Here is an 11,784-nt window from a genome sequence, read left to right as displayed (position 1 = left end):
CGCCCATAATCGCGGCATGCCGAGAGTGCCCCGAGAGCCCCGAGTGCCCCATGTGCTGCTGATCGAGGACGACGCGTCCGTGCGCGACGGAATGGAACTGGTGCTGCGGCGCCACGGGTACGCGGTCGACACCGCCGCCAGCGGCGAGCACGCCCTCGCGCTGCTCGCCGGGCCCGCGGGCCACGGCATCGAACTCGCCGTGCTCGACCTGATGCTGCCCGGCATGGACGGGTTCGAGGTCTGCCGGCGGCTGCGCGCCTCCGGCTCGGCCATCCCCGTCGTCATGCTCACCGCCCGCGGCGATGACAGCGACATCGTGCGGGGCCTGGAGGCGGGCGCCGACGACTACGTGGTCAAGCCCGTGACCGCGCCCGTGCTCGAGGCACGGATCCGGGCGGCGCTGCGGCGGGCCGAGCCGGTGCGGCGACGGCCCGACGAGGACACATACGCCGGTCTGGTCATCGACCGCGCCGGGCTCACGGTCACCAAGCGGGGCACTCCGCTCGCGCTGCCGCCCACCGAACTGCGGGTCCTGCTCGAACTCTCCGCGTCACCGGGGCAGGTGTTCAGCCGCGAGCAACTGTTGCGGTCGGTGTGGGAACACGACTTCCTCGGTGACTCACGCCTGGTCGACGCGGCGGTCGGCCGCCTGCGCGCGAAACTGGAGGACGTCCCCGCCAGACCGGTCTACATACAGACCGTGCGGGGCTTCGGGTATCGGTTCGGGCCGGTATGACGCTGGGCGGGTGGCGGGCGTGGGGCGGGCTGCGGGCTCGGCTCGTCGTCGCCTTTGTGCTCGTCGCGCTCGTCAGCGCGGTCACGGCCACCGGGCTCGCCTACCGGGAGTCCCGCACCGCCGTCCTCGACCGCAAACAGGACGCCGTACGCAGCGATTTCAGGGGCCGCGTCGAACAGGTCGCCGCCGATCTCTCCATGCCGCCCGATGAGGTCTCCCTCACCCGCTTCGCCGTCAGCGTCGCGGAGGGCCTCGGGGACGCGGTCGTCGTCGCCGAGTACCGCTCGCTGACGGCGTCCTCCGACGCGTCCGCCGACCGTACGCGCATCTCCCGTTCGCTCCGGGACGCCGTACGCGACCGGAACCGAATGAGCCTCCAGCGGGTCGAGCGGCACGGCAGCCCCTACCTCGTGGTGGGCACGCCCGTCACCTTCGCCTCCGGACCGCCGTCCGGCCTCGACGTCTTCGCCATCACCTCGCTGCGCGCCGAGGAGGACGACACCGCCGCGATCCTCGACTCCGTACGGGACGGCCTGCTGCCCGTGGTCCTGCTCGCCGCCGTGCTCGCGCTGCTCGCCGCGCGCACCGTCCTGCGGCCCGTACGCGAGCTGGGGCGCGCCACCCGCCGGCACGCCGCCGGTGACCTCACCTCCCGAGTGGCGGCCCCCAGCGGGCGGGACGAACTCGCGGATCTGGCGAGGGACTTCAACAGGACCGCGGAGGCCCTGGAGAAGTCCGTCGCCGAGCTGCGCGAGCAGGAGGCCAGGGCGCGGCGCTTCGTCGCCGACGTGTCGCACGAGCTGCGTACGCCGCTCGCCGCCATGACGATGGTCGCCACCGTCCTCGACGAGGACGCCGGGCAGCTGCCGCCGGACGCGGCGCGGGCCGCCCGTACGGTCAGCGCCGAAACGGCCCGCCTCGCCCGGCTCGTCGACGACCTGATGGAGATGTCCCGCTTCGACTCGGGCGCCGCGCGTCTCAACCTCGGCGAGGTGGACCTCGCCGAGACCCTCCGTGGCACGCTCGCCCTGCGCGGCTGGACCTCACGGGTGCACGCCCAACTCCCGAGCGGCCTACGGGCCGTGGTCGACGCGCGGCGCGTCGACGTGGCGGTCGCCAACCTCGTCGGCAACGCGCTGCGGCACGGCGCGCCGCCGGTGTCTCTCAAGGTCGTGGCCGCCGGGGAACGGGTGACGGTCGAGGTCGCGGACCGCGGTCCCGGCCTCCCGCCCGAGGTCCTCCCCCACGTGTTCGACCGCTTCTACAAGGCGGACAGCGCGCGGGCCCGGTCGGAGGGCAGCGGCCTGGGCACCGCCATCGCGCTGGAGAACGCGCGGCTGCACGGGGGGTCGATCGACGTGGCCAACAGGGCCGGTGGTGGCGCGGTGTTCACCTTGCGGATGCCGTGGCGGCGGGGGTGCGGGGAGGGCGACGCGTGAGGGTCTTCGTTGGCTGCGTGCGTTTCGTGCGTGTCCTGCGTCGGGAGGGCCGTCTCGGTCTCGTCCTCGGGGTGGTGATGGTGGCGCTCGCTCTCACCGGGTGCGGGGTGCGGCCCACCGGCGTGGTGGACGCGGGCGGGTCGGCGAGCGGGCTCACCAAGGGGCTGCGCCTGTACTTCGTATCCGAATCGGGCCGCCTGGAGGGTGTGCCGCGGCCGGACCAGCCGATCCGCGCCCCCGTCGACGTGGTCAAGCTCCTGATGGGCGGCCCCTCGGAAGCCGAGAAGCGCTCGGGGCTCACCACCCTGCTGACAGACGGCCAGTACGAGGTCACCGGTGAGGGCGACCGTCTCTCCGTGCGGCTCTCGGGCATGATCCTCGACCCCACCTCCGTACGAGACCGGAACCTCACGGGCCAGCTGGTGTGCAGCCTGGCGCGGGCGCGGGCCGTCCTCGACGAGAGCGGGCGGACACGGCCGGACGACGTGCGCGTGACGGTCGCGTCGGAGGGCGACGGAACCGGGAGTGGGGGCGGAGGCGGCGAGTTGGGGCCCTATGTGTGCTCCGACTTCTTGGGGTGAGGGGGGTAAGGGCCGGCTCGGGGCGCGCGGCGTCAGGGCAGGGCCGGGCCCTGGTTCCGGGGCGGGACGTGGGCCCGGTCGGCCGCCGCCGTGCCGTGGGTCCAGCCCTCTCCGTCCGTCGCGCCGCGCACGCGGGTCGTGGTCGTCTCGGGGAACATCCGCTCGGCGCGGTCGGTCACCGCGACGTCGCGTGCCGCGAGGACGGGCAGCAACGAGGCCGCCGAGGCGTCCTCGGCCGCCGCTTCCGTGACCGCGTGCTCCCCCGCCTCCGCCAGGCGGGCGCCGATGCGGTGCGCGTACGCCAGCAGGAACGTCTGCCGGAACGTCTTCGTACGCCTGCGTCCCGCCGCGCGCTGCCCCGCCTCCGCCTTCGTCATCGCCGCCGTGCCCTGGACGAGGAGGGAGGTGTAGAGCAGCTCCACCGCCTCCAGGTCGGGTTCGAAGCCGACGACGGTCGAGAAGCCGAACGCCTCGTTCCACACCGCCCGGCAGCGGTTCGCCGTGGCCACGGAATCCAGCAGGATCGCCTTCGCCGTCTCGTACGGAGCGTCCACACCGACGCGGCACGCCCCGGGGGCGTCCTTCGCGTGCGTACGGGCCGCGAGCAGCGCCTCGTCGAGCGAGTGCCGCGCCATCAGCTCCTGTGCCTTCGCCGTGAGCGCCTCAGCCTCCTCGGGGAAGCCGGTCGCCTCGGCCTTGGCGAGCAGGGCGCGGATGCGGGTCAGTGTGCGGGGCTCGCCCTCTACGGGCCCCGGCACGGTCTCGCCTGGCGGCGGGCCGACCGGCTCGATCGGGGGGAGACGCAGGAGCAGTCGGTACAGCTCCAGGTGGACGGTGGCGTCCGAGAAGCGGTCGCGGGGCTGGGCCTGGGCACGGGGGCGGCCGGTTTCGGGGGCGGTCGCGGTGTCGGCGAGGTCGGCCAGCTGGGTGGTCCAGCGGGGTGGCAGGTGCGGGTAGCCGGCGGTCTCGGAGCGGATCAGGGCGGCGACCAGGCGTGTGTGCGGGGCGTCCAGGTCGCGGCGGACCAGGCGTACGACGTCCGCGGGCTGCCAGCCGTGCCGCCAGGCCCGGCGCAGGTACTCCTCGCCGCGCCGCCGCAGCTCGGCGTCCGCGTCGGGGGCTGCCGCGAGGAGGGAGGCCCCGGTGTCCAGGCCTTCGTGGCCTTCGCCGTACAGCGCCGCCGCGAACGCTTTGTCGATCACCGAGTCCATGGGGCAAGGGTATGGGGGCGGGGACGGGTGCGGGTCCGGCGGTGGGGTGACCGTCGTGCCTTCTGTCGAGGGTGGGGCGGGGCCGCGGCGGCCTCGGGCCGGTGGGGTCCGCGGTGAGTGAGCTGCCTTGCTCGCGGGACGTGGTCACCGGGCAGGGGTAGGGCTGGGTATACCCCGGGACACCCCCCAGTGGTCGTGTTCGAGCGCGTTCCCGGCGCTTGGGTTGAGGGCATGGACACAGTCGCCGTACGCCTCACCGCCCTCCGCCGCCGGCACGGCCCCCTCACCGCCCTGGACGGCGTCGACCTGGAGGTCCGTGCCGGGATTTTCGTCGCGGTCATGGGTCCTTCGGGGTCCGGGAAGTCCACGCTCTTGCAGTGTGCCGCCGGGCTCGACAGGCCGACCTCGGGGACCGTCGAGGTGGGCGGGACCGAGCTGACGGGGCTCAGCGAACGCCGGCTCACCCTGTTGCGCAGGGAGCGGATCGGCTTCGTCTTCCAGGCGTTCAACCTCCTGCCGTCCCTGAGCGCCGCCCAGAACATCGCGCTCCCGCTGCGCCTCGCGGGCCGCCGCCCCTCCCGTACGGAGATCCGCGGCGCCCTGGCCCGGGTGGGCCTCGCCGACCGGGCCGCGCATCGGCCCGGCGAGCTCTCGGGCGGCCAGCAGCAGCGGGTCGCCCTCGCGCGGGCACTGGTCAGCCGCCCCGCCGTCCTCTTCGGTGACGAACCGACCGGGGCGCTGGACACCGGCACGAGCCGCCAGGTGCTGGGGCTGCTGCGCGGACTGGTCGACCAGGAAGGGCAGACGACCGTGATGGTCACGCACGACCCGGTGGCCGCCTCGTACGCGGATCGCGTGGTGTTCCTCGTCGACGGCCGGATCACGAGCGAGCTGCGGGCGCCGGGTGCCGGTGCGGTGGCGGAGCGGATGGCGGCGTTGGAGAGCACCACGGGTGGGGACGGGGGACGCGGGGCCGGTGGCGACCGCGCTGCCGGTGGCGACCGCGCCGCCCGCGTCGGCTCGGACCAGGAGCATGGGCGATGATCTTTCTGGCCTCCCTGCGCGCCCGCTGGAGCAGTCTCCTCGGCGCCTTCGTCGCCGTCGCCCTCGGCGTCGGCCTCACCGCGGCGATGGGCCTCGGTCTCGACGCGAGCCTCTCGGCGCCGGAACGGCCGCCCGTGCGGTTCGCCGGCTCGCCCGTCGTCGTCCTCGGGCAGGACCGGCTGACCGTGCCGGTCGAGCGCGGCCCGGACACCACGTACGTATCGAAGCCGCTCGCCCATCCACACCCTGTGGATACCGAACTCCTGCGCGAGCTCCGGCGGCTCGGGCCCGTACGGCTGGACGGCCGGAAACGGGACGCGGTCGGTGTCGACGCCCCCGCGCGGGACGTGCGCGACGTGGTCGGCGGGCGGGCCCGCGTCCTCACCGGCGACGACCGTCGCCGGGCCGACCCCGGCACGGCACGTGACGCCGAGGCGCTGGTGGCCGTCAACTCCTTCCTGGGCACGGCGGGCGGGGTGGCCGCCTTCGTATCGGTGTTCGTCACGGCGTCGACGTTCGCCTTCGTCGTGGCGCTGCGGCGGCGGGAGTTCGGGCTGCTGCGGATGGCGGGCGCGACGCCCGCACAAGTGCGCGGGCAACTCCTGGGCGAGGCGCTGGCGGTGGGCATCGCGGCGTCGGCCGTCGGGTGCGTGCTCGGGGCGTGGGGCGGGCCGCTGCTCGGCGAGGTGCTGGTGGAGGCCGGGGTGGCGCCGCGCCGGTTCGTGGTCGACGGGGTTCCGGCGGTGCGCTGGTTCTCGGCCGACGGAGTCTCGGCGGCGCTCGGGGCATGGCTCTCCTGGCCCTTGCAACTCGCCTTCTGGACCGGCCTGTTCGTCGCCCTCGCCGGGGCCTGGACCGCTTCCCGGCGGGCCGGGCGCGTCACCCCGGCCGAGGCGTTGCGCGACGCGTCCGTGGACGGCGACGTCATGCCGTGGAGCAGGCGGATCACCGGCGGGGCGCTCCTCGCGTGCGGGCTCGGGCTGCTCGTCTGGACCCTGGCCACGGACCCGTCCTCGCTGATGAAGCGCAAGACGTACACGGTCCAGCCGATGCTCCTGATCACGGCGGCCGCCGCGCTCGCGCCGCTGCTCGTACGGCCCGTCGTCCGCGCCTTCCGGCTGCCCGGCGCGGTCGGCCTCCTCGTCCGCGAGAACGCCACCGCCTCCGTGCGCCGCACCGCCGCCGTCGCGGCCCCCGTCCTCGTGACCGTCGCCCTCGCGGGCAGCCTGATGGGGGCGGCGCAGACCGTGAGCGGGGCCAAGGCCGCGGAGGCGCGGGAGCGCACCCTCTCCCAACTCGTGGTGACGGGCGCCGGTTTGAAGCCGCCGCCGCGACGAGCGGTCCCGGGGGCCGTGGCCGTCTCCGCCTCCGCGTCCACCGCCGTCTTCGTACGCGAGGGGGGCAGCGCGCTCGTCCGGTCCGAGGCACGCGCGGTGCGCGACCCCGCCGCGCTGGCGGCGACGTCCCGGCTGCCGGTCGTCGCGGGCGACGTACGCGACCTGGACGACCGTTCGATCGTCGTCAACGAGGAGTGGGAGCGGCGGCGGGTCGGCGAACGCGTCGACGTCTGGCTGGGCGACGGGCGGCGGGCGCGGCTGCGGATCGCCGCGGTGCTGGCGCGCGGGAGCGGGGACAACGGGGCGTACGTCACGTCGGCCAACGCGTCGGTGGGGGGCGGCGGGCCTGCGACGCCGGGGGCTGCGGCCGACTCTGGGCGTGCGGCTGTCCCTGTGCCTGTGGATCGGGTCGACGTGCGGTTGAAGGCGGGGGCCGATCCGGGCAGGGCCGCCGCCGCGCTCGCCGCGGTGAGCGGGGGCGAGGTGCGGTCCGCCGAGGAGTGGCTGGCCGCGACGCACCCCCGGACCAAGGAACAGACGCGGCTCGGGCTGCTGATGCTGCTCGGCATCTCCCTCGTCTACACGGGGATCTCCCTCGCGAGCACCCTGCTGATGGCCACGTCCGTGCGGGGGGCCGAGCTGCGGTCGCTGCGGATGGCGGGGGCGACGCGGAGCCAGGTGCGGGTGGTGGTGGCCGGGGAGGCGCTGGCGGCGGTGGTGGCGGGCACGCTTCTCGGCCTCGCGGTGACGGCGGTCAACCTCGACGCTCTGTGCGCGGGGCTGGCGCGGCTGTCGGTACCGGTGGGGGTGGTGGTGCCGTGGGACGTGGTGGGGGTGGCGGTGGGAGTTTGCGGGGCGGTGGGGGTGGGGGTCGCCGTCGCGGGGGCCGGGGCGGGGCGGCGCGGTAGGGGATAGCGCCGGGAAACGGAGGAGAAGCTGCCGGGGGAAACGCAGGAGAGGCCGCCGAAAGGCGCGGGGATCAGCTGTCGCCGCCCTCGTCGATCAGGCGGCGCACCTCGCGGTCGACCAGGCCGAGCCGCGCCTCGGCGACCAGCGGCACAGCCCTCCGCTGCCGCCGCGCCTCGTGGACGTCGATGTCGACCGTCATCAGCGCCGCCTCCCACTTCGGCGCCTGCGCCACCACCGTGCCGCGCGGGTCGACGACGCGGGAGCCGCCCCAGAAGGAGGCCCCGTTCTCGTTGCCGACCCGGTTCACGAAGACGACCCAGCATTGCAGCATGCGGGCGGTGTAGGAGAGCAGCGTGTCCCAGTAGAGGCCCGTGTCCATGGCCTCGGGGTCCAGGCTGGCCGCGCTGTTCGTCGGTACGACGATGACCTCGGCGCCGTCCTGCACGGCAAGCCACGGCAGCACGGGCTGCCAGGCGTCGTTGCACACGAGCGTGGCGGCCCGGCCGTGCCCGTCGGGCAGGTCGTACGCGCGCAGGTGCTGGCCGGGGCTGACGTGCTTGCGCTCCTCCCAGGCCAGGTAGTTGGGGAGGTACAGCTTCCGGTGCGCGTGCAGGAGCCGGCCCCGCGCGTAGTACGCGGAGGTGTTGTAGGCCCGCAGGCCGGTGTGCTCGTGCAGGCCGACCAGGACGTCCGGGCCGCCGGGTCCCGCCAGGGCGAGGAGCCGGGGGTCGTCGGTGGTGATGGACGTATCCCGTTCGAGTCCGCCCAGGTGGTAGCCGTGCAGGCTCAGTTCGGGGAACACGACGAGGTCGGCGCCCTGGGCCGCGGCCTGGTCCACCTGGTCCCGCGCGGTCTCCAGGTTCTGCCCGACCTCGCCCAGGGCGCAGTCGGTCTGAGCCAGCGCCACTCGCATGGCCCGAGCCTCCCAGCGCCCGTCGGCCCGCGCACGCCGGGAGCGTCCGCTAGGGGCGCCCGGAGCGGGGCGCCCGGACCGGGGGGCGCACGGAAGGAGGCACCCCGGGAGGGGGAGCGCGGTACCGCCCGCGTACCCGGATTCCCGCAACCGGGGCCGAGGCGAGCCCCCGCCCAAGGCGCCCCGCCAGCCGATGTCAGACCCCGATGCCACACTCCCCTCATGACCGACCGCTGGGCCATCGCCGCAGTCGAGGGCGGGGGCGCGGACCTCGTCCCCCTCGGCGGCGACGGCCTGCCCGCGGGGCCCGTCGTCCGGGAGGCCGACCTCGCCGAGGCCGTGCGGAAGCGGAGTGACGTCGGACGATGGGTGTGGCGGTCCACCCCCGCGCTGTACCCCCGTCTGCTCGACGCGGGCGCCCGCGTCGAGCGGTGCTACGACATCGAGGCCGCCGAGCTGCTGCTCCTCGGCCACGAGGGCCGCCTCGGCGAGCCCCGCTCGGCGGCCGCCGCCCTGGCCCGCCTGCGCAACGGCCCCGTACCCCCCGATCCCCCGCCCCGCGCCGCAGAGCCCGGCTCCCAGGACTCCCTCTTCGAGCCCCGCCCGGGTGGCACCCCCGTCACCCTGGAAGAACTCGTCGAGGTGTACGCGCACCAGCAGCGAAGACACGACGCCGCCGCCCACCCCGGCCGCATGCGCCTGCTCACCGCGTCCGAGTCGGCGGGCATGCTGGTGGCCGCGGAGATGAACGCCTCGGGCCTGCCCTGGCGCGCCGACGTGCACCGCGCGCTCCTGACCGAACTGCTCGGCGAGCGGTACGCGGGCGGCGGTGAGCCCCGCCGCCTCGCCGAGCTGGCGGACGAGGTGTCCGCCGCGTTCGGCCGTCGCGTCCGCCCGGATCTGGCCGCCGACGTGGTGAAGGCGTTCGCGCAGGCCGGCATCAGGGTGAAGTCGACGCGTCGCTGGGAGCTGGAGGAGATCGACCATCCGGCGGTGCGGCCCCTGATCGAGTACAAGAAGCTGTACCGGATCTGGACCGCGCACGGCTGGAGCTGGCTCCAGGACTGGGTGCGGGACGGCCGCTTCCGGCCCGAGTACACGCCCGGCGGCACGGTCAGCGGCCGCTGGACGACGAACGGCGGCGGGGCGCTCCAGATCCCGAAGGTGATCCGCAGGGCCGTGGTCGCCGACCCCGGCTGGCGGCTCGTCGTGGCCGACGCCGACCAGATGGAGCCGAGGGTGCTGGCGGCGATCTCCCGGGACCGGGGCCTGATGGAGGTGGCGGGCAGCGAGGAGGATCTGTACACGCGGCTGTCGGACCGCGCGTTCTCCGGCGACCGCGAGCACGCGAAGCTCGCGCTGCTCGGCGCCGTGTACGGACAGACGTCGGGCGACGGCCTGAAGAACCTGGCCGCGCTGCGCCGCCGCTTCCCGCTGGCCGTCGCGTATGTGGACGAGGCCGCGAAGGCGGGCGAGGAAGGACGGCTCGTACGGACCTGGCTGGGGCGGACGAGCCCGCCGGCGGCCGGGGCCGGGGAGGACGACGAGGCAGGCATTCCCCAGGAGGGCCCGCCGGCCGCGGACGGACTCCCTTCTTCCGAGGGGGAGTTCACTCCCGGGTACGCGTCGACCAACGCCCGGGCGCGCGGCCGGTTCACCCGCAACTTCGTGGTGCAGGGCAGCGCGGCGGACTGGGCGCTGCTGATGCTGGCCGCCTTGCGGCGGACGATCGCCGCGGGCGGGATGCGGGCCGAGCTGGTCTTCTTCCAGCATGACGAGGTCATCGTGCACTGCCCCGCCGAGGAGGCGGACGCGGTCGCCCGCGCGGTGCGCGAGGCGGGGGACCTCGCGGGCCGGATCGCTTTCGGGGACACGCCGGTCCGCTTTCCCTTCACGACGGCCGTCGTGGAGTGCTACGCCGACGCGAAGTGAGTGGAGTGAGCGAGGTGAGCGGAGTGCTCAGTCCGCCGTAAGCAGGGTCCTCAGCTCGTCGGTCACCTCGCTGTCCGTGCCGTCGAGGGCCGCCAGCGCCGACCGCCACTGCTCGTACGCCTCTTCGTCGCGCCCCTCCGCCCGGAGGAGGAGTCCCCGCTGGTGGCGGGCCAGGCCCGTCATACGGGCGTCACCTCGGTGTTCGGCGCGGTCCAGCAGCGCGGCGCACTCACGCGTCGCGTCCTGCACCCGGGTCAGGCCCCGCAGGGCGCGGACCAGGCCGAGACGGGCCTGGGACTCGCCGTGCCAGTCCTCGTACTCGCCGTGGCCGCGCAGGCTCTCCTCGAAGTGCGCGAGGGCGGCGGCCGGTTCGCCGAGGGTGAGGTGGGCGTAGCCGATGTTGCGGTGCGCGGACCGGCGTACGAGATCCACGGACCGGTCTACGGACCGATCTACGGATCGCCGTCCCTCGGAGCGCCGTCCCTCAAAGCACCGTCCCTCGGAGCGCCGTCCCTCGAGGCGCAGTCCCTCGGAGCGCCCCTTTGACGGCCCCGCACCCCGAGAACCACCCGCTCCCTCGCGACGCCCCCGCAACACCTCCTGATGCGCGTCCCGTACAGCCGCCCCGGGCTCCACCCCCAGCTCCTCCACCAGCCTGCGGCGCAGCTCGCGGTGGGCTGCCAGTGCCTCCGCCTGACGGCCCGTGCGGTGCAGGACGAGCATCAGCTGGCGGTGGAAGGTCTCGCGGAGCGGGTGTTCGGCCACCAGCGCCGCCAGTTCGGGGGCGAGCGCGGCGAGACCGGTGCCGAGTTCCAGTTCGGCGTCGTAGCGCCATTCGAGGGCGAGCAGCCGCGCCTCCTCCAGGCGCGGTACGAGGAAGTGGTCCGCCAACGGGTCCGGCAGGCCGCTGAGCGGCCTCCCGCGCCACAGCGCGAGCGCGTCCGAGGCGGAGTCGACGACCCGCGTCCAGTCCCGCTCGGCGTGCGCGGCCCGCGCCCGCGCGACCCGGCGTTCGAAGACGCGGACGTCCAACTCGCCCTCGCCGACCCGCAGTCGGTACCCCGGCGGCACCGCGTGCAGCCGCTCCGGGTCGTCGAGGAGGCGCCGCAGCCGCGTCACGTGGTTCTGGAGGGAGGCCCGCGCCGAGGCGGGCGGGGAGCCTCCCCACAGCGCGTCCTTGAGGGCGTCGAGCGGGACGGCCCTGTCCGGCTCCAGGAGCAACGCGGCCAGTAGCGCACGCCCCTTGGCGCTGCGCACCGGGCGCGGCTCGCCCGTGGCGTCGTACAGAACAGGCGCCCCGAGCAGCCCGAACCGCAGCCCGTCCGACGCACCGGGCCTCGGTCCAGGCCCCGCCCCGCACTCCTGCCCGCGCCACGGTCCGCCTCCCTGCCCGGCCCGCAGTTCGCCCCGCTCACTCACGCCGTCTCCCCGTACCGAACGTCGCTTATCAGCCGACCGTTGGCCATATGTTAGCGATCTGTTGGCGGGATCTGATGTGATCACTACATCGGACCTGACCCGCCGGTACTCGCGCAACGCGCGTAGCTCGGGGGAGTGTCGCCGCCGCGGTCGGGTCCGGGGGCAGAGAGAGAGCCTCGGTCGGCGGAGGTGACCGACCGGGGCTCTTGTCCTGCCCGGCTCCTCCCGTGCCCCGGTCTCCTCTTGCGCCCGGCGCGCCACGG

8 protein-coding genes and 1 pseudogene are annotated in these 11,784 nt (G+C 75.0%); 6 read left to right on the top strand and 3 right to left on the bottom strand.

Annotated features, from left to right (window positions below; translation table 11 throughout):
* Positions 1-43 precede the first annotated feature (43 nt).
* The 3 genes from CP975_RS19455 to CP975_RS19445 are packed head-to-tail and all read left to right on the top strand — an operon-like array spanning position 44 to position 2,756.
* Entirely contained in the window at positions 44-736 is a 693-nt protein-coding gene (locus tag CP975_RS19455) for a response regulator transcription factor (protein WP_055535247.1), read from the top strand.
* Complete coding sequence (locus tag CP975_RS19450) at positions 733-2,175, top strand: sensor histidine kinase (protein ID WP_055535245.1); 1,443 nt, start codon at positions 733-735, stop codon at positions 2,173-2,175. The genes CP975_RS19455 and CP975_RS19450 overlap by 4 nt, the downstream gene beginning before the upstream one ends.
* Positions 2,172-2,756: a GerMN domain-containing protein gene (locus tag CP975_RS19445; protein WP_246201564.1), complete on the top strand. Its 585-nt coding sequence runs from the start codon at positions 2,172-2,174 to the stop codon at positions 2,754-2,756. Before CP975_RS19450 ends, CP975_RS19445 begins: the two co-directional genes overlap by 4 nt.
* Before the next feature lie 32 nt (positions 2,757-2,788).
* On the opposite strand, the gene CP975_RS19440 is transcribed toward CP975_RS19445, so the two are convergent.
* Positions 2,789-3,967 (bottom strand): DUF2786 domain-containing protein, encoded by a 1,179-nt coding sequence (locus CP975_RS19440; RefSeq protein WP_150477168.1) that lies wholly within the window; start codon positions 3,965-3,967, stop codon positions 2,789-2,791.
* A gap of 231 nt (positions 3,968-4,198) precedes the next feature.
* Between CP975_RS19440 and CP975_RS19435 the strand changes: the two genes are divergently transcribed.
* Both CP975_RS19435 and CP975_RS19430 read left to right on the top strand, forming a co-directional pair.
* Positions 4,199-5,011, top strand: a complete 813-nt coding sequence (locus CP975_RS19435; protein WP_150477167.1) for an ABC transporter ATP-binding protein — start codon at positions 4,199-4,201, stop codon at positions 5,009-5,011.
* Positions 5,008-7,263, top strand: coding sequence for an ABC transporter permease (locus CP975_RS19430; RefSeq protein WP_150477166.1), 2,256 nt, complete (start codon positions 5,008-5,010; stop codon positions 7,261-7,263). The genes CP975_RS19435 and CP975_RS19430 overlap by 4 nt, the downstream gene beginning before the upstream one ends.
* A gap of 64 nt (positions 7,264-7,327) precedes the next feature.
* On the opposite strand, the gene CP975_RS19425 is transcribed toward CP975_RS19430, so the two are convergent.
* The gene (locus CP975_RS19425) at positions 7,328-8,170 is read right to left on the bottom strand and encodes a nitrilase-related carbon-nitrogen hydrolase (RefSeq protein WP_055536405.1); all 843 of its coding nucleotides are present in this window, start codon (positions 8,168-8,170) and stop codon (positions 7,328-7,330) included.
* Positions 8,171-8,392: 222 nt separating this feature from the next.
* Between CP975_RS19425 and CP975_RS19420 the strand changes: the two genes are divergently transcribed.
* On the top strand, positions 8,393-10,102 hold the full coding sequence (locus CP975_RS19420) for a bifunctional 3'-5' exonuclease/DNA polymerase (RefSeq protein WP_150477165.1): 1,710 nt from the start codon (positions 8,393-8,395) through the stop codon (positions 10,100-10,102).
* A 552-nt stretch (positions 10,103-10,654) separates the two neighbouring features.
* Here CP975_RS19420 and CP975_RS19415 read toward each other — a convergent pair.
* A pseudogene (locus tag CP975_RS19415) lies at positions 10,655-11,407 on the bottom strand (AfsR/SARP family transcriptional regulator); the annotation flags it as partial.
* Positions 11,408-11,784 lie beyond the last annotated feature (377 nt).

It is taken from the genome of Streptomyces alboniger (assembly GCF_008704395.1).
Lineage (GTDB): Bacteria > Actinomycetota > Actinomycetes > Streptomycetales > Streptomycetaceae > Streptomyces > Streptomyces alboniger.
The sequence above is the reverse complement of the archived record's forward strand: the minus strand, read 5'-3'. Positions and strand labels throughout refer to the sequence as shown.

Bases quoted from the DNA above. Each gene is read 5' to 3' on its own strand.
- CP975_RS19430 (WP_150477166.1), top strand. From the start codon at position 5,008: ATGATCTTTCTGGCCTCCCTGCGCGCCCGCTGGAGCAGTCTCCTCGGC.
- CP975_RS19450 (WP_055535245.1), top strand. From the start codon at position 733: ATGACGCTGGGCGGGTGGCGGGCGTGGGGCGGGCTGCGGGCTCGGCTC.
- CP975_RS19425 (WP_055536405.1), bottom strand. From the start codon at position 8,170: ATGCGAGTGGCGCTGGCTCAGACCGACTGCGCCCTGGGCGAGGTCGGG.
- CP975_RS19440 (WP_150477168.1), bottom strand. From the start codon at position 3,967: ATGGACTCGGTGATCGACAAAGCGTTCGCGGCGGCGCTGTACGGCGAA.
- CP975_RS19435 (WP_150477167.1), top strand. From the start codon at position 4,199: ATGGACACAGTCGCCGTACGCCTCACCGCCCTCCGCCGCCGGCACGGC.
- CP975_RS19420 (WP_150477165.1), top strand. From the start codon at position 8,393: ATGACCGACCGCTGGGCCATCGCCGCAGTCGAGGGCGGGGGCGCGGAC.